This is a genomic window from Brotaphodocola sp. (assembly GCF_983179755.1).
The window spans coordinates 1-18,267 of sequence record NZ_CFAHBC010000019.1; the positions used below are offsets into that span (position 1 = coordinate 1).

Genomic DNA, 18,267 nt, shown 5'->3' on the forward strand with positions numbered 1-18,267 from the left:
TTGCAAGTAGTATCTGTTTCGGCAGTATGAAAGCATACTCGATGAAGTAGGAATGGAACATAAAAGTTTATAACTTTTTATAAGTTTTCAGTGATGGAAAAAGAAAATATGAGATTGCGCCATATTCAGGGGGCGGAGGAGACGATTGCGACCAGCCCGTTTGTGATTCAGGAGCCGGAACAGCACAGAGGTCATTTTCATGAACTGTTTGGAAATGATCATCCGATCCGTATTGAGGTTGGAATGGGAAAAGGTCAGTTCCTGATGGAGCTTGCGACACGTCATCCGGAGATCAATTTCATCGGAATTGAACGATATTCCAGTGTTCTTCTGAGAGCGATCCAGAAGAGAGAACAGCTGGAACTTTCCAATATTTATTTTATGTGTGTGGACGCGAAGGGACTGTCTGAGATCTTTGCGCCGGAGGAGGTAGAGCGGATTTATCTGAATTTCTCCGATCCGTGGCCGAAGGATCGCCATGCGAAGAGACGTCTGACTTCCCCGGAGTTCATGAAAGTCTACGATCAGATTCTGAGAAAAGACGGAACCGTGGAGTTTAAGACGGACAACCAGGATCTGTTCACCTACTCACTCGAGTCGATTCCGGAGGCAGGCTGGAAGATTGATGCGTATACGCGTGATCTGCACCACAGCGAGATGGCTGAGGGAAATGTTATGACGGAGTATGAGGTGAAGTTCTCTTCAATGGGAAATCCGATCTGCAAACTGATTGCAAGCAGATAGTTCTTCGTGTATATTTGTGCAGATTCGTGTATCATGGAAGGCAGAGCGCATAAGATAGGGCGAAACCTGATAGATTTAAGAATAGGAAGAGAAGCCATGTGTCTGAGAGACAAGATAGTGCGAAACCTGCAATGCAGTTGTTGTGATAAGATTGATTTGAACCGAAAATTTCTTCATCTTGCGAAATGCATGAAGGAAGTAGATGCATGCATAAACCGCGGGAAATGTGGAAAAAATAAATAGAGAAGGAGAAACGCTATGGAGAAAAAGTTTACGACGGAAAATTTCAGCACAGAGGTTCTGGCATCGGATAAAGTTGTCCTTGTCGATTTCTATGCAGATTGGTGCGGACCGTGCCGGATGGTTGCCCCGGTTGTGGAGCAGATCGCTGAGGAGTATGCAGACCGCGCAGTGGTAGGCAAACTCAATGTGGATGAGAATGAGGAGATCGCGGTTCGCTATGGCGTGATGTCGATTCCGACGCTGATCGCATTTAAGAATGGTGAGGTTGCCGGAAAGCTCGTCGGCGTACAGCCAAAGGAAGTGATCGAGCGCCTGATTCAGGAAGCATAAAAAAATTTAAAAAAACTGTTGACATTTGTCAGAAGTTGCGGTATTATAATGTTCGTGCTGTTGAGGTAAACACTTCATCAGTACGAACAGAATAAGGAATGCGCCTTTAGCTCAGTTGGTAGAGCAGTAGACTCTTAATCTATTTGTCCAGGGTTCGAGTCCCTGAAGGCGCACGCGAGAGCACTGGTTTTGCAGACAGAGAGCTGTGGGGTTGGTGCTTTTTATTTTGCAAAATTCGCTTCCACCATTGTGTGATGCTATAATGCGGAATTTTCAGTTCAGAAAACTCTCATCCGCGTGCAGTAACCGTACAGGAATAACAGCTCAAAAAGAAAAAATAAAAAAATAAAAAAACTGTTGACAAAAGTGGAAAACTGCGATAGAATAACACTCGTGCTTGTGAGACAGCACAACAACAGAAAAAAAGAATATGCGCCTTTAGCTCAGTTGGTAGAGCAGTAGACTCTTAATCTATTTGTCCAGGGTTCGAGTCCCTGAAGGCGCACTGAAAGAAAAGGTTCGAGCATTTTCATAAGGAAGGTGTTCGGATTTTTTTTGTTTAATAGAGGATTTTTCGGGAATCTTAATAAACATTAAGGAGAAACTGAACAGTTTGTAAGGCGAAGATGGTACTCCTGTAAGAATTGTATCGTAGAATAAACATTGTTAATTTATTAATGATGTAGCGATGTTCAAAGGAGGAGTATCATGAGTGAGCAGATGCTTGCCCTGCTGGGGTTTGCAACCATCATTGCGATCATTGTGTTGTTATTAAGAAATGTGACCGTTCCGGCGATCGCATTTATCGGGGTATCCACAGTGACGGCGCTGATTCTGGTTCTTACTGGAACGTATTCAGTCAGCGAGATGGGAGATTTTGTTTCTGCCGGAGTGAAAGGTGTTCATTCTACCGCAGCACTTTTTATCTTTTCGGTATTGTTTTTTGGAATTATGTCCGACGCGGGAATGTTCGATGTCATCATCGGCGCCCTGTTAAAGAGAGTGGGCAATAATGTAGTCGGAGTCGCAATGATGACCTGCATTATTGCAATGATTGCTCATCTTGACGGAAGTGGCGCAGCAACCTTCCTGATTACGATTCCGGCAATGTTGCCGGTTTATAAGAAGCTGAAAATGCGTCCGACGACCCTGCTTCTGATCTGTGTCACCGCAATGGGTGTTATGAACCTGATGCCGTGGGGTGGTCCGACGATGCGTGCAGCATCTGTTCTGAGCATGGACTCCAACCTGCTTTGGATGCACATTCTGCCGATGCAGGCAGTCGGAATGGTGATTGCTCTGCTGACTGCATTCTTCTGGGGTACGGTTGAGAAGAAGCGCGGTGCAGGCGAGAACAGCACACTCGAAGTGGAGTATGGTGATCTGGAAGAGGCTGGAAGCGGTGCGACCAAGACCGATCTTGCAAGACCGAAGCTGTTTGCAGTGAATCTGATCTGGACTCTGCTGATTATTGTAGCCCTGATTCTGTTAAAGGTTCCGGCTTACTATATCTTCATGGTCGGCTGTGTGGTTGCTCTTCTTGTAAATTACCCGGGCGCGAAGTTACAGGGTAAGATCATCAAGTCCCATGCAGGTCCGGCACTCACGATGGCTTCCACGATTCTGGCAGCAGGTGTTTTCCTCGGTGTCATGGAGGAGAGTGAGATCATGAACCACATGGCAACGATTCTGGCAGCATTCATTCCGCAGTCTATGGGACGCTTCCTGCCGTTGATTGTTGGTGTTCTGTCCGTTCCGCTGACCCTGATGTTCTGTACGGATTCCTACTTCTACGGACTGCTTCCGGTACTCATCGGAGTTGGAAACCAGTTTGGTGTAGATCCGGTTCACACTGCAATCACAATGGTTGTGTGCAGAAACTGTGCAACTTTCATCAGCCCGGTTGTACCGGCTACCTTCCTCGGTGTTGGTCTTGCAGGAGTTGAGATCAAGGATCACATCAAGACGAGTTTCTTCTGGATCTGGGGTGTGAGCCTGATCTGCATGATTGCAGGTCTGGTCCTCGGAGTTTTGACGATTTAAGTAATGAGTTTTACCTTTTCCCCACACGGTTTGGAGCCTTCCCCCAATTTCCAGACCGTAACCATTTTCGATTTTCGACAAATATGATTTGATAACCGATATAGATAAACACATATAGCAAGAATTAAAGAATTACAGAGAAATAAAATAAGTGCTTGATCAGACATGCTTCTGCCTTTCCTCCCGCACAGGAAATGGCAGGGGCATGTTTTGATTTACGCATCCTTTTTGCAAAATCTGTTACAGTTTGTGCAAAGCATGAGTAGTAGCCTTAATGTTTTTATAAGAATTTCGCACATTGAAAGCAAAAAGGGAATGTGATAAAATAGATGAGATTTGGTGCGTCCGCTTCGGAAGCGGAATTAAGAAATATGAAAATGATTTTATAATTGTGGCGGAAGATAGCGAACCGTCACGATTATGGATGATACATCATGGATAGATAAGATAATGGATCGTTGATAAGTCGGTAAGTTACTTAATAATTAGAAAATAAATTAAAAAATCTTAAAAGACTTAGAAGAATCAAGGAAGCGAGGGACTGTTTATATTTATGACAGGAAAATACAAGCGATATAAACGATGGATGAATGGAGCATGCCGGTTTGGAGCCGTATTTCTGACCGGAGCATTGTTGGCAGGATGTCAGGCAAATGGAAAATCTGCCGATGCGTCTGCTGAGACAGAGCTGGTTTTGACGGACGAGACCCTGCCTCAGACGGCAGCGGATGAATCCGTGATGGCGCTTTCACCGGATGGACCGCTTTTGCCGTCGGTGGCAGGTGTGGATGCAGAGTATACCGATCCGATCCCGGATTATCTGCGTGTCGGAGAACAGCATCCGATTGTGGAAAAATTACAGCAGAGATTGATGGATTTAGGATTCATGGATAACGATGAGCCGACTGATTATTACGGCGAGGTGACGCAGAGTGCGATCAAGATCTATCAGCGTCAGAATCATCTGGCACAGGACGGTATCGTCGGACCGGATACGCTGGCAGCTGTGTTCTCACCGGACGCAAAATACTATGCTGCTCAGCCGGGAGATGTCGGTGACGATATCAGCCGGATTCAGAGCCGTCTGTACGAGCTTGGTTATCTGGCTCAGGCAGAGCAGGTTTCGGGAAACTTTGACGAGAGTACCGAGAATGCGGTAAAAAAGATGCAGAGTGTCAATGGTCTTGATCAGGATGGTAAAGTTGGACGAAAGACGATGAACCTTCTTTACAGCGATGAGGTAAAGCCGAACATGCTCTCCTATGGCGAGCAGAGTGAGGTGGTTCTCGCAGCGCAGAAGAGATTGAAGGAACTCGGATATCTGACAACCGATCCGGATGGTACATACGGATATGACACGACGGTTGCTGTAAAGCAGTTCCAGTCGAGAAACGATCAGATCGTGGATGGTTATCTTGGACCGTCAACGAGAGTTGCACTGAACAGTTCGACTGCAGTTCCGAACGCGCTGAGTATCGGAGACAGCGGTGACAATATCTCGAGAGTGCAGACACTCCTCAGCAAGCTGGGATATTTGAATTCCGGAAACGTGACGGGATATTATGGAGAGATGACGGAGGATGCAGTCAAGCTCTTCCAGAATACGAACGGACTGAGCCCGGATGGACAGGTCGGCATGCAGACGATGGCGAAGCTGACTTCGAGTGACGCGAGAAAGGCTCCGGCGAGAACTTCCGGTGGGAAGTCGAATTCCTCAAGTGGAAATAAGACTTCTGTCGCAAAGGGAAATTCCGGAAAAAAGGGAAGCAGTGGATCGGTCAATACCGGATCTGCGAGCGGAGGAGCAAGCGCTCTGATCTCAGTTGCAAGCTCGAAACTTGGAAGCCGTTATGTCTGGGGAGCAAAGGGACCGAACACATTTGACTGTTCCGGTTTCGTCTACTGGTGCTTAAATCAGGTCGGTGTCCGCCAGAGTTATATCACTTCCTCCGGTTGGAGAAGTGTGGGACGTTACACGAGAATCAGCAGTTTCTCAAATCTGAGAGCCGGTGATATCGTCGTTGTAAGCGGACATGTCGGAATCGTCGCAGGTGGCGGTACGGTAATCGATGCTTCTTCCGGTAACGGAAAGGTTGTCCATCGTTCTTTAAGCTCCTGGTGGGCAAAGAACTTCATCGTCGGATGGAGAATCTTTGGATAAAATAAAATCATCAAATAAATCATGAAATAAATAAAAATCGCCCGGACCGTATCAGGTCTGAGCGATTTTTTACAAAATCCTTTTCGGATTATTCTTTTTCTTTTTCTTTCTCTTTCTCCACAACAGGGAAACCGACACGGACTTTGAAGAGGTCGCCGTCGATGATGATCTCAAACGTGCCTTTCTGGAGCTTTGTCAGGCTCTTTGCGATTGAAAGACCGAGACCGCTTCCCTCGGTCGCACGAGAGACATCCCCGCGCACAAAACGCTCGGTCAGCTCATCCGCCTGAAAGTTCAGCGGATTTTCGGAGACGTTCTTGATCGTGAAGTAAACCATGTTGTCGACTTTGGCAATGTCCGTGTATACACGGCTGTGCTCCATCGCGTATTTGAATGTGTTGTTGTAGAGGTTCTCGAGAACCCTCCACAGCCTGCGCCCGTCAGCGCGGATCAGAATCGATTCGTCCGGCAGGTTGGAGACAAGCTCAAGGTGGCGTGTTTCAAATTTCTCCTCAAATTCTCCGTTTGTCTGCCAGATCATCTCGACAAAATTGATCGTCGTCATGTCCAGCTTGAGGTTGCCGGAGCTTGCCTTGGAGACTTCGACAAGGTCTTCCGTCAGATTCTTTAAGCGCTGTGACTTCTGGTCCAGAATCTTTAAGTATTCCTGAACTTTCTCACCCGGCAGATTCTCACGCTTGAGCAGGTCAACGTAGCTGATAATCGAGGTCAGAGGGGTCTTGATGTCGTGGGAGACATTTGTGATCAGGTCGGTCTTCATCCTCTCGCTCTTGAGCTGTTCCTTGAGTGCCTGCTCGAGACCGGTTCCGATGCTGTTGATCATTTTTCCGAGACCGAGTTCCTTGCCCGAGAGTCCGTCAAGATCCATCTGGTAACCGGTGTCCCCGCTTGCGATCATTGAGATCGCGTCGGCAATCCGATCTTCCTGCGTTGAGGAGATGTAGAGCCGGTGAAATGCGAGATAATCAACTGTGATCAGCCCTGCGATCAGAAGAGTCGCTCCCGCCTTGGCGATCGGGTAGTGCCAGAAGCGAAGGCAGACGCCGATCAGTCCGAGACAGACAACCTGAACAGAGATAAATCCACCGTAGAGGCAGGCGAGACGCTTGGAAAATGTTCCGTTTGTAAAGTAGGTCTGAATATTCTGCGTGACATGATGGACGACGCTGTTTTCCCAGAGCTGTCGGCTTTTGTAACGGCGCAGAAGGCTGAATGCGCCGGTCATGCAACAGCCGTAGACAATCAGTGCCCGTACGATTCTTTCCGCATAATCCCACTCAGATTCGATGACAAGAAGGTGAATCAGCCGGTAAATGATTTTCTCCCCGAGGAACAGGGCAAACATTGTGCTAAGTGCTGTCATTGCGATACAGCTCTCTGTCGTGATCATGTCAAAGCCGTGAAGATACGGATTGAGGCGTTCCTCAGTCTTGTAGCCGGAGACGAGAATCAGGTAGTAGAGCGTCACGATGCAACCAAGGATTCCGATCAGCAGGGCAGTGAGTCCCTCTAAGAAGTGACTGCGAAGCAACTGGTACTCGTTTGCTTGATTGGCATAGACATCCTCGGCGGAGTAGGTCGTGTCGACTCCCGCAATAATGTAATAGCTGTCTGCGTCATAGAGGTTGTTGTTTTCCATCGAGACCGTGATGTTCTGCGGGATCTCGCTCAGGTTCGTCTCAATAAAAATCGAATCGCTCGTCAGATAGCAGTAGCGCCCGAGTTTTTTCATCTCATCGATCGTCATGTTGCCGGTATTGGAGAAAATCGCATCCGGCTCTGTCTGATCCTCATCCTGATAGACGATTTTAAAGTAGAAATTCGACGGGTTCACGAGCATCCGATAGTGAACCGTGTAGTACTCGCTCAGACAGTTTAAAACCTCCCGGCACAGGTCAAGGAGCGAGGTGTAGGCATCGCCCGGTTCCTTGAGAATTGCGTTCGGGTCGTAGGCTCTCCAGTTGACATACTGATCGCGTGCGGTCGAGGCATTGTCATAGATGAAGGTATCGTTGACGACCTGAAACTGTTCATTCAGGTAGAAGCCCTGACTCTTTGCGTATCGAAGAACCTCCTCGAGTGTGTAAATGATCTCCGGGGAGTCCCCGCGTGAGACAGAAAACATCTGCTTCGACAGATCGAGACTTCCGTCAGACTCAAAGACATCGCGGTAGGCGGAGTATTTTAAAATGTGATCAATGTCGCTCTGAAATTGTTTCTGAAAGGCTTCTGAGTCTTCATAATGGTTGTCCGAAATCCATCCAATGCCTGCGCCGATCTGAGAGTGCAGATACATGATGCTGATGCCTGCGACCACGGTCAGCAGAAAGATAATGTGAAGGACAACGGCAAAATTTTTTTTGATTCTCATAGAACAATCTTTCCATCTCATCCGATTTTCAACACCGTCCTGTCCTTACTGTTTCTCAACCTTGTAGCCGACACCCCATACGACTTTCAGGTAACGCGGTTCACGCGGATTGATCTCGATTTTCTCACGGATATGGCGGATATGTACGGCAACGGTGTTGTCTGCTCCGATCGCCTCCTCATTCCAGATCTGCTCGTAGATTTCGTCGATTGAGAATACCTTTCCGGCATTCTTGACGAGAAGCAGAAGAATATTGTATTCAATCGGAGTCAGTTTGATCGGCTCCTCGTCGACCCAGACTTCCTTCGTGTCATCATTGATCACAAGACCACCGCATTTGTAGACCTGATCGCTTGTCTGCTGGGCGAGGTTGCCAAGCTGGGTGTAACGGCGAAGCTGAGACTTGACGCGGGCGACAAGCTCAAGCGGGTTGAACGGCTTTGAGAGATAGTCATCCGCGCCGATGTTCAGACCGAGAATCTTGTCGGTGTCCTCGGATTTTGCGGAGAGGATGATGATCGGGATACTGCTCGTCTCACGTACCTTGCGTGTCGTGCGGATTCCATCAAGACCCGGCATCATCACATCGATGATCATCAGATCAATGTGCTGTTTGTCGAGGATCTCGAGGGCTTCATAACCGTCGTAGGCTTTGACGACCTCAAATCCCTCCCCGCTCAAATAAATATCTATGGCATCGACGATCTGTTTATCGTCATCACATACCAGAATTCTCTGCATAAAAGTTCCTCCAATCTGCAATCCCTTTTGTGGGATTCACAACCCCCCTTTTAGGGGATTCACGAATCAGTATAACGCAAATTAAATTTTGTCGCAATCACGATTCACAAAAAAGAGTGTGCCGTGCTACATTCCCCATGAAGCGAAAAAGGACGGGGGAAATCCCCCGCCCTTCGGTGAGAAAGCCTGCCAGGATCAGATCCCGGCGTGAGCCTTCAAAAGTTTCGGATCAGACATCAGGCAGGAAGTCTGCCATTTTGCGTCACCGAATGTGGCTTTATGAATAATCGCAGACGTTCAGCCAACGGTGAAGCAGTTCGGATTCCTCCGGACGTTTCTTGGTAAGCTGTGCAGCTGCTACCAGAGGTAACCACTGCTGTACATACCGGCGGTCCGTGCCTGTTTTTTCGCAGAACAGGTTCATGTACTTGTCAGCAATGCCCTGATCCTTCAGGCAGAACAGCAGGTAAGTTCTTGCTACATCGGCACTTGCGTTACCCTGGGTTGCATGAACCCAGTCGAGTACATACATCGTGCCGTCCTCTTTTACGAGGATGTTGTTTGGCTGGAAATCACCGTGGCACAGCTTGGTGTGCTTCGGCATGCTGTCCAGCCGGGTAAGAAGATCATAGCGGTTGACTGCGTTCAGTTCCTCCATCTCAGAGATCTGCCGTGTCATCTTGTCTTTCAACTTGTTCAGTAAAGGGCAGGTCTTGGAATGAATCAAGAGCTGTAAGTCAACCATTTGATTCAGGTATTCGTCCATCTTGTCCGGGTTCTCTTCCATCAACTGCTGAAGGGTCTTGCCCTCAACAAAATCTCTTGTGATGGACCAGCAACCGTTCTCGTCAACGGATACCGCCAGAGTAGCAGGAAGATTGATTCCCCCGATTTCCTCAACTCTGGCACTGATCAAAGCTTCGTTCAGAACTTCCGCTTTCGGGAATCCCTTACAGAATTCCTTAATCGCCTTGTCGCCATCGCGGTAAACACGTTTGGTTGCGTTACTGGATACTAATTCTTTTGCCATACGAAACTCTCCTTTCTCCACTCATGCACCCTCGGTCCATCCCCCGCATTTGCTTCTGAGGAAAACACTCCCCTCTCAGGAGCGGACAGAGAGAGTCCGAGCGTACACGTTACCGTCTTGGTAATTATTCAATCAGCCGATATCATTTTACTACAAACCGTTCAGAATGTCATCTACTTTTTGATAATTTTTTAACAAAATTCTAAACCTGAAAAAAGTTACCCGTCAGGTAATATCAGAAAATATTCGCTATTATTTAGGTAAAACGTAAAATAGCAGTTCCATATGCCGGGAGCGGAAGTGCTACGGAGTATGGCTGACCGTCGCACTCTTTTTTCTGTGCGCGCAGAACCGGAGGTTTCTGCGGGGATTTGTACATGCCGTGCTCACTGTCGAGCAAAAGCGTGTAGTTGCCACGTTTTGGGACACCGACGCGGTAATCCGGGCGTGCTACCGGAGTGAAGTTGCAGACGAAGAGGAGACTCTTTTTGTGGTCACGGCTGTAACGGACGAAGCTGAAAATGCTCCGGTCGCCGTCGTTTGCATTGATCCACTGGAAGCCATCCCAGTCGTCATCTGCCTCGGAGAGAGACGGATATTTTTGATAAATATGTAACAAGTCCTTGACGTAGTTCTGGAGATCCTTGTGAAGCGGATCATCTGCCTCTTCCCAGTTTAAGCTGACCTTTTCATCCCACTCGTGGAGCTGACCGAAGTCCTGACCCATGAACAGAAGTTTCTTGCCCGGGTGTCCGATCATGAAGGTGTAACCGGCTTTGAGGTTCTTGAACTTATCCTCAAGAGATCCCGGCATCTTGTTGATCATCGAGCATTTCAGGTGGACAACCTCATCGTGGGAGAGTACCAGAATGAAGTTCTCGCTGTTGAAGTAGGTCAGACCAAACGTCATCTTGTTGTGGTTGAATTTGCGGAAGTACGGGTCGAGTTTCATGTACTCGAGGAAGTCGTGCATCCATCCCATATTCCACTTGAATGTGAAGCCGAGACCGCCGATCTTCGGATCATGGGTTACGAGTGGCCATGCGGTAGACTCCTCCGCAATCACCATTGCGCCGTGCTCTCTGCGGTCGATGATGTTGTTTAAGTGACGGAAGAATTCGATTGCGTCGAGGTTCTGGTTGCCACCGTACTCGTTCGGAACCCACTGTCCATCCTGACGACCGTAGTCAAGATAGAGCATCGATGCAACGGCATCAACGCGCAGACCATCGACATGATACTCGTGGAGCCAGTAGAGTGCATTCGCGATCAGGAAGTTGGAAACCTCATGACAGCCGTAATTGAAGACTTTTGTGCCCCAGTCCGGGTGTTCGCCCTTTCTCGGATCTGCATATTCATACAGAGCCTGACCGTCAAAATCAGCAAGTCCGTGGGCATCTTTCGGGAAGTGAGCCGGAACCCAGTCGAGGATGACGCCAATTCCCTTCTTGTGCAGATAGTTGACGAAGTACATGAAGTCTTCCGGTTTTCCGTAGCGGGAGGTCGGAGCGTAGTAGCCGGTGACCTGATAACCCCAGGAGCCGTCAAACGGGTGCTCGGCGATTCCCATCAGCTCGACATGGGTGTAGCCCATCTCGTGAACGTAGGCCGCAAGTTCCTCTGCCATTTCGCGGTAAGTGTAAAAGCCCTCTTTTTCTTCGCGGTCTTTACGCTTCCAGGAACCGATATGTACCTCATAGATACTGATCGGCTGTTCACGCGGATTGGCTTCTTTTCTGTGTTCCATCCAGGTATCGTCATTCCACTTGAATGACGGATCTGCGGTAATTGAGGCGGTTCCCGGGCGATACTCTGCGTATTGAGCAAACGGGTCTGCCTTGAACAGGAGCTTGCCGGTGCTTGTCGTGATCGTAAATTTATAAAGTTCGCCTGTGCCGAGTCCCGGAACGAAGGTTTCATAAATGCCGGAAGTCTCAAGCACTTCCATTGGGTTTGCATCCGGGTCCCAGTTGTTGAAGTCACCGACGACACTGACCTGAACGGCGTGAGGTGCCCAGACTGCAAAGTACATGCCTTTCTTTCCATTCACTGTGGCGGGATGAGCGCCCATTTTCTTATAAATTTCGTAGTGGGTGCCTTCGCCGAACAGATAGCGGTCCCCTTCTGTGATGATACCGATACCTGCCTGTTTTTTCTTATTTTTGACAGCTTTGACAGCCATAGCCTATTCCTCCGTGATCTTCAGGACAACACCACTGTTGCCTGGTAATGTGAGATTGAGTCTTCCGTTCGTAATCGGGATGATGGTTCCATCCATCAGATTTTTTGCTTCGGATGCGTGAATCGGAACCGGGACAGACAGATTCGCAGGAGCATCGTCGCTGTTGCCGGCAGTGATTGCGATCGAGTGATCTGCCTTGCGCGCAAATGCATACTGGCGGTTTGTCAGAAGGAGTTCCTGATAAACACCATTGTGAAATTCCGGCTCTCTGCCGTGGATTTCTCCGAGTTTTTCGATATATTTTGTGAGTTCGCATTCCAGTTTGTCGCCCTCTGCCATCGAGATGCAGGGGCGAAGTTCGGTGTCACTGTTTGGGGTTCGCATTCCCTCAATTCCCCATTCGCCACCGTAGTAGACGGATGGGATGCCCGGAAGTGTGTAGAGAAGCAGGTAGGCGAGCGGGAGATGGGTCTTCTTTTTCAGCTTGCTCGCAATTCGGTTCTCATCGTGATTGTCCAAAAACGTGTAGAGCTTTCTTCCGATTGCCTCGAGACGGCGGACGTTGTGCGCAATCTCAAAGAAGTTGTGATCGTTGAGTCCGGAATAAAGGCTCTTGTGAAGCTCGTAGTTTGTGACAGAGTGGAGCATTCCGTCGTTGACCCAGCGCGCATAATCGCCGTGGATGACCTCGCCCATCAGCCAGAAATCTTCCTTCATCGGGCTGGTCTGCTCGCGCATCTCGTGCATAAACTGGAAGTCCAGGACATTTGCACAGTCGAGGCGGATGCCGTCGATGTCAAACGTGTCGATCCAGTAACGGATCACGTCAAAAAGATACTGTTTGACCTCCGGATTCTGGAGATTCAGGCACGGAAGCTCAAAATGACCCTGCCATGCGTCGTATCCGAATCCGTCCCCATATGGAGAACTCCATCCGAAGTTCACGTTTCGATACCAGCCACAGTATCGGGAGCCTTCACGATTTTTTTGAATATCCTGAAAAGCAAAAAATTCTCTTCCGGTGTGGTTGAAGACACCGTCAACAACAACGCGGATTCCAGCTTCGTGGCAGAGTTTCACAAAACGGAGAAAATCGTCGTTGTCGCCGAGACGGCGGTCAACAAGACGGAAGTCGCGGGTGTCATACCCATGAGAAGAGGACTCAAAGAGCGGTCCTATGTAAAGAGCGGTGAAGCCCAGCTTTTTCATGTGAGGAATCCAGAGTTCCAGCTCCTCAAAGCGGTGAGTCACGCCCTCCTCGTGGTTCTCACGAGGTGCGCCGGTCATTCCCAGCGGATACATGTGATAAAATACAGCTTTTTCATACCAAGTGCTCATACTTGCAAGTCCTCCTGATGTGGATCATATAGTCGAAGCCCCGAAATTCGCTTAAATGCCTTCTGGGAAGTCTAAAAAAATCCCTTTAAGGTGTTAAAAATCCAGATTTTCTGGGATTTTCGTCTTGTTTTTTTAGGATTCTTCAAGGAATTTGAAGCGACGGAGCAAAAACTGATAGCGCAGTTGAGCTGCGTTCAGTTCATAAATATAACAGTCAATCAGCGACGGATCGGTTGCCTGATCAAAATGATTTCGCGCAGATTCCATGGAGGTCCGTGTCTGATCAATCTCTGCTTTCAGCCTCCGGCTTTCCAGGGAAAGCAGATCACTCTGAAATTTTCTGAAAAAAGTTCCTGAACTCATGTTTTCATCTCCTTCTTTTGTTTTAGTATTTTCCGAAAATGGAAATTTATACAGGAGATGGAATAAAATTGTTACAGTTTGCGCAAGACAGGGACTGAATACATGGATTGTAACATAAAATTATCAGGCATTATTGGCGGTCGTGAAAAGTTTCCTCCACGAGATTGCCAAGTTGCATGAGTTTGCGGGTACCGGCGATCAGCGAAAGCCGGTAAAAATTTGAAGTGCCGGAACGCTTCACCTGCACAAGCCCGGAATCCTTTAAAATTTTCAGGTGATGGGAGACTGCCGGACGAGAAAGGCTGGTCTGCCGTGTGATTTCGTTGACGTTGAGCCCTTCTGTCCGTCCGTTCTGATCTGCCCGGCTCAGCGTCTCAATAATCCCCAGACGCACTTCATCTCCAAGGGCGATGAAGAGGGGCATACAGCAGTGAAACTGAGATTCCAGCTCTTTGCCGTTAGTCATAAAATCCTCCTTTGGTTTAAAAAATTAAACTAAAACCATTCTATCACGATTTATGGGCAACGTCAACTAAAAAAAGGCGCATATATCTGATTGCTTTGGTCAAAATATATAAAAAATAGTCGGAAATTTGGAAGAAATGTCAATTTTGAAAAAGGGGATTGACAGTTTGGGGATGGGTGTGCCATAATGAGACAACAATCACCACCTGTTCCGGGTGGAAGATTTTCTATCTTTTGTTTCCGGCATCCGCTGTCTATGGATGTGTCAGGAACATTCAGCCGAATCGGCAAAATTTCAGTATTTTATTTTTAAAATTTTTCAAATTGTTTTATTCCTTTAAACCTTTGTGCTTTTGAGTTTTGCGTTTGGGTGTTTCGGAAAATTTAGGGGAAACAGAATTTTTTCAGTTGAGAATGTCAATCTGGGAAGAAAGGAGGAGCTTTGTTGGAGTGGCGGACGGCGATCAGTCTTTTTGTGATTGCAGTGGGAGCCGGATGGACAGATCTGTGGACGGGAAAGGTCAAAAATGAGTGGATTCTTCTCGGTGTGATTCTGGGAGTTGTGTTGAGAAGGGGGGGATTTTTTCCCGGAGCTGTGTTGTTTGGCATGGCGGGCTTTCTGCTGTTTCGTTTTCGAATGATGGGAGCAGGAGACGGAAAACTTACGTCTCTGATCGGCGGGTATCTTGGGATCTGGCAGGGATGTTTGGCGATTGGACTTGGATTTTTGATTGCGTGTCTTTGGTCAATCTGGAAGATCGCAAGGGCGGGACCGGTGAAATCTGGTTTGGAAGAGCGTTTTTTTCGCCTGTTTCGATACGTTCAGACCGTGAGGCGGACGGGGCAGATTGAACCCTATGTCCGGTTTGAACAAATGACGGATCAAGAGAAGATTCCTCTCGGTGCATGTCTGGCAATGGGCGTTTTTATCTATGAGATATTTGTTTTTCTGGGTAGCCAGATGAAATGAAGGTGGCGAGTAAATGGGGAGGTGCGAATGAACAAGAAAATCTTAGCGGTCTACGATGTAGATCCATTTTATGCGGAGCGTTTTTCCGAGTTTATCAACCAGAAGGAATCGACTCCGTTTATGGCGATCGCATTTACAAGCCTTGCGCGCTTAAAAGCGTTTGCGCAGAGACAGCAGATTGAGATTCTGCTTGCGGGAGATGAGGTCGCAGATCAGGAACTTGAGGATCTCGGCGTTCATCAGGTTGTGAGACTTTCGGAGGTTACGATGGTGAAGACGGGAGCTCCGGCAGTCTATAAGTATCAGGCATCAGACAGTATTTTGAGAGAGGTTATGGCGTGTTACCAGACCGGAGAACGGGAAGAGCAGATGACAGCCATGGGAACGAGAAGTCGGGTGATCGGGGTGTATTCTCCGATCGGACGATGCGGAAAGACCGGATTTGCCGTCACACTCGGTCAGGTGCTTGCAAAGGACAGTAAGGTACTGTTTTTGAGTCTGGAGGAGTTTTCTGGTTTTTCTCAGATGATGGGGACGCAGTATTCCGGAAGTTTTTCGGATCTCGTCTATTACAGTCGTCAGGGAGAATTTGATCGGATGAGACTTGGGAGTGTGATCTATGACTATGGGGGACTTGACTATGTACCGCCGGTTGCCTATGCGGAGGATCTCGCGCAGATGGAGGGCGCGGAGGTGGCCGGTCTGATCGAGAAGATCGCGAGAGAGTGTGGGTATGATGTATTGATTGTGGATGTCGGTCATTTTCTGAGAAATGTGGAGGCAGTTCTTGCAGTTAGTGATGTCGTGTATGCACCGATCCGCAAGGATATCGTGTCGGAGACGAAGATTCAGGACTGGAGACAGTATCTTGAGGATTCAGGGCGAATGAATCTATCGGAGAAGATTCGGATTTTGAGACTTCCGATGCCTGCGGATTGCGTGTCTGCCGGAGAGTATTTTGAACAGTTGCTCTGGGGACCGGTCGGAGACTTTGTGAGGGAGATGACAGGAAGGGCGGAAAAAGGAATGAGAGATTGATTGAAAGTGGAAGGTCAGAAGGGGAGAATACAGGAAACACTAGGATAGAAAGTGATTTGAAAGGGAAATGTGTTGAGAATGTGTTGGGAAGAGGAAGGAATAAGGAATGAGCATGGGTGGGAGGTGGTAACGAGGGCAAGGAATGAAAATGCGTGAAAAGAATTCGGATGATTGGAGTGAAACGGAGGGAAACAGTCAGAATCGAATGGAAAAAGAGAGTCGAGATGAAAAGCGGGAACGCTTAGAGCAGATCAAGGAAAGGATTCGGATTCAATTGAGGGATCGAAGCCAGGTGGATGACGATGTTCTCTACGCGTGTATTGAGGAAGCTGTGGAGGAGGAGGCGAGAGCGCGCTATCTTCCACTGGCGGGAAGGCTCGAACTCAGAAATCGCCTTGTGAATGCATTTCGGAGGCTTGATATCTTGCAGGAACTCGTGGATAACCCGGAGATCACAGAGATCATGATCAATGGAAAGGATCAGATTTTTGTGGAACAGCATGGTCGGATTTCGAGATGGGAGGAGGGATTTGACAGCAATCAACAGCTTGAGGATATGATTCAGCAGATTGTGAGCAGAATCAACCGCGCTGTCAACGTGGCAAATCCGATTGCGGATGCGAGACTCCCGGATGGTTCCCGTGTCCACATCGTGCTTCCACCGATTGCGCTTGACGGTCCTGTTGTGACGATCCGAAAATTCCCGGAACCGATCACTGTACAACGCTTACTGGAACTGGGCTCTCTGAGCGAGGAAGCTGTCGAATTTCTGAAAAAACTTGTGTGCGCGGGTTACAACATCTTTATCTGCGGGGGAACCGGATCGGGTAAGACTTCGTTTCTCAATGCGATGTCTGCGTTTATCCCGGAGACGGATCGAATTGTGACGATCGAGGACTCGGCGGAGCTGCAGATTTGTCAGGTGCCGAATCTTGTGCGCCTTGAGACGAGAAATGCAAATGCGGAGGGAGAGGGAGCAATTGAGATCAGCGATCTGATTCGGGCGTCACTCCGAATGCGTCCGGATCGAATTATTGTCGGAGAGGTCAGAGGAAAAGAATGTCTCGACATGCTTCAGGCGCTCAACACAGGTCATGCGGGGAGTCTGTCGACCGGTCACGGGAACAGTCCGAAAGATATGCTTTCGCGACTCGAGACGATGACCTTGATGGCGGGAGAGCTTCCTCTGATGGCGGTGAGAAGCCAGATCGCCTCAGCTCTTGATATTATGGTACATCTCGGGCGACTTCGGGACAAGAGCAGGAAAGTTCTCGAGATTGTCGAGGTGGGGGATTTTGAGAACGGAGAGATTCAGTTGAATCCGCTGTTTCGATTTGAGGAGGAATCGGATGAGGATCAGAAGAAGAGGGATGGAGGACGGCGAAGAGAAAAAGTCAAAGGAAGTCTTGTCAAAGTCGGCAGTCTCCGCTCCGTCGAGAAACTCCGTCAGGCAGGTTATCCAGTATGAGCATTACCGGCTATCGATGAAAGAGTGGCTGATGGCACTTGCGAAGGGCATTGGGATGTGTGCATTGGTTGCATGGACATTTTATCGGAGTCTGATTGCGTTTTTGATCCTTCTTCCGGCAGGGCTCTGTTATCCGTTTTATGAGAGCAGGCGTTTAAAAGAAAAGAGAATCTTGACACTGGCTTCTCAGTTTAAGGAGAGCATGGTGATTCTTGCATCTGCGTTGAGTGCCGGTTACTCGATTGAGAATGCGCTCAGAGTCAGTCAGGAGGAGCTTGTGACGCTCTATGGAGCGGAGGGGATGATTACGAGAGCGTTTTCGTGTATGAATGATCAGATCCGGATGAACCGTTCGGTGGAGCAGGTGTTGGAAGATTTTGCACAGAGAAGTGGGATTGAGGATATTCGGAATTTCTCGGAGGTATTTTCTGTCGCCAAACGGAGCGGAGGAGATCTAAGTGGAATCATGCGCCACACCGCAGAGATGATCCGGGACAAGATGCAGGTAAAGGAGGAGATCCAGACGATGACGGCATCGAGAAAATTTGAGCAGAGGATTATGAATCTGATTCCGTTCTTTATTGTATTTTATGTGGATGGGGCATCGCCAGGATTTTTTAAGCAGATGTATCAGACGATGATGGGAAGAGTGCTGATGAGTGGGTGTTTGATTGTCTATCTGATTTCTGTGTGGATGGCGAAACGAATTCTCGAGATTGAGGTTTAAGACTTGAAATTTGAGGGTTCGAGAGTTTTGAG

At 48.3% G+C, this 18,267-nt stretch carries 15 protein-coding genes and 2 tRNA genes; 10 read left to right on the forward strand and 7 right to left on the reverse strand.

All coding sequences use genetic code 11. The features are described 5' to 3' along the window. Positions 1-108 precede the first annotated feature (108 nt). From trmB to AC4EVX_RS08190, 6 genes are all read left to right on the forward strand, one after another. Positions 109-744: a tRNA (guanosine(46)-N7)-methyltransferase TrmB gene (trmB, locus tag AC4EVX_RS08165; protein WP_177978361.1), complete on the forward strand. Its 636-nt coding sequence runs from the start codon at positions 109-111 to the stop codon at positions 742-744. Positions 745-1,002: 258 nt separating this feature from the next. Then, a complete protein-coding gene (trxA, locus tag AC4EVX_RS08170) occupies positions 1,003-1,317 on the forward strand; it encodes a thioredoxin (protein WP_177978362.1) in 315 nt (104 codons plus the stop codon). Positions 1,318-1,417: 100 nt separating this feature from the next. Then, a tRNA-Lys gene (locus tag AC4EVX_RS08175) sits at positions 1,418-1,490 on the forward strand. A 259-nt stretch (positions 1,491-1,749) separates the two neighbouring features. Then, positions 1,750-1,822 (forward strand) — tRNA-Lys (locus tag AC4EVX_RS08180). A 203-nt stretch (positions 1,823-2,025) separates the two neighbouring features. After that, complete coding sequence (locus tag AC4EVX_RS08185; RefSeq protein ID WP_177978363.1) at positions 2,026-3,360, forward strand: CitMHS family transporter; 1,335 nt, start codon at positions 2,026-2,028, stop codon at positions 3,358-3,360. A gap of 553 nt (positions 3,361-3,913) precedes the next feature. Next, entirely contained in the window at positions 3,914-5,521 is a 1,608-nt protein-coding gene (locus AC4EVX_RS08190; RefSeq protein ID WP_490159964.1) for a peptidoglycan-binding protein, read from the forward strand. Positions 5,522-5,609: 88 nt separating this feature from the next. On the opposite strand, the gene AC4EVX_RS08195 is transcribed toward AC4EVX_RS08190, so the two are convergent. The 7 genes from AC4EVX_RS08195 to AC4EVX_RS08225 form a co-directional block, all read right to left on the reverse strand. Further along, positions 5,610-7,913 (reverse strand): histidine kinase dimerization/phospho-acceptor domain-containing protein, encoded by a 2,304-nt coding sequence (locus AC4EVX_RS08195; RefSeq protein WP_177978364.1) that lies wholly within the window; start codon positions 7,911-7,913, stop codon positions 5,610-5,612. 45 nt (positions 7,914-7,958) lie between these two features. Beyond that, positions 7,959-8,654 carry a response regulator transcription factor gene (locus AC4EVX_RS08200; protein WP_308450251.1) on the reverse strand — a complete coding sequence of 232 codons (696 nt, stop codon included), beginning with the start codon at positions 8,652-8,654 and terminating at the stop codon, positions 7,959-7,961. A 277-nt stretch (positions 8,655-8,931) separates the two neighbouring features. Next, on the reverse strand, positions 8,932-9,684 hold the full coding sequence (locus tag AC4EVX_RS08205; RefSeq protein WP_177978366.1) for a phosphotransferase: 753 nt from the start codon (positions 9,682-9,684) through the stop codon (positions 8,932-8,934). Positions 9,685-9,940: 256 nt separating this feature from the next. After that, positions 9,941-11,866 carry a 1,4-alpha-glucan branching protein GlgB gene (glgB, locus tag AC4EVX_RS08210; RefSeq protein ID WP_490159965.1) on the reverse strand — a complete coding sequence of 642 codons (1,926 nt, stop codon included), beginning with the start codon at positions 11,864-11,866 and terminating at the stop codon, positions 9,941-9,943. A 3-nt stretch (positions 11,867-11,869) separates the two neighbouring features. Beyond that, a complete protein-coding gene (locus AC4EVX_RS08215; protein WP_490159966.1) occupies positions 11,870-13,204 on the reverse strand; it encodes an alpha-amylase family glycosyl hydrolase in 1,335 nt (444 codons plus the stop codon). A 132-nt stretch (positions 13,205-13,336) separates the two neighbouring features. Continuing rightward, the gene (locus tag AC4EVX_RS08220; RefSeq protein WP_490159967.1) at positions 13,337-13,567 is read right to left on the reverse strand and encodes a YaaL family protein; all 231 of its coding nucleotides are present in this window, start codon (positions 13,565-13,567) and stop codon (positions 13,337-13,339) included. 130 nt (positions 13,568-13,697) lie between these two features. Beyond that, positions 13,698-14,033 carry a metalloregulator ArsR/SmtB family transcription factor gene (locus AC4EVX_RS08225; protein WP_177978370.1) on the reverse strand — a complete coding sequence of 112 codons (336 nt, stop codon included), beginning with the start codon at positions 14,031-14,033 and terminating at the stop codon, positions 13,698-13,700. A gap of 444 nt (positions 14,034-14,477) precedes the next feature. Between AC4EVX_RS08225 and AC4EVX_RS08230 the strand changes: the two genes are divergently transcribed. The 4 genes from AC4EVX_RS08230 (at position 14,478) to AC4EVX_RS08245 (ending at position 18,235) form a co-directional block, all read left to right on the forward strand. Beyond that, complete coding sequence (locus AC4EVX_RS08230; RefSeq protein WP_177978371.1) at positions 14,478-15,002, forward strand: prepilin peptidase; 525 nt, start codon at positions 14,478-14,480, stop codon at positions 15,000-15,002. A gap of 27 nt (positions 15,003-15,029) precedes the next feature. After that, complete coding sequence (locus tag AC4EVX_RS08235; RefSeq protein WP_177978372.1) at positions 15,030-16,040, forward strand: hypothetical protein; 1,011 nt, start codon at positions 15,030-15,032, stop codon at positions 16,038-16,040. A gap of 205 nt (positions 16,041-16,245) precedes the next feature. Beyond that, complete coding sequence (locus tag AC4EVX_RS08240) at positions 16,246-17,508, forward strand: TadA family conjugal transfer-associated ATPase (protein WP_490159984.1); 1,263 nt, start codon at positions 16,246-16,248, stop codon at positions 17,506-17,508. Beyond that, positions 17,390-18,235 (forward strand): type II secretion system F family protein, encoded by an 846-nt coding sequence (locus tag AC4EVX_RS08245; RefSeq protein WP_490159968.1) that lies wholly within the window; start codon positions 17,390-17,392, stop codon positions 18,233-18,235. The genes AC4EVX_RS08240 and AC4EVX_RS08245 overlap by 119 nt, the downstream gene beginning before the upstream one ends. Positions 18,236-18,267: the final 32 nt, after the last annotated feature.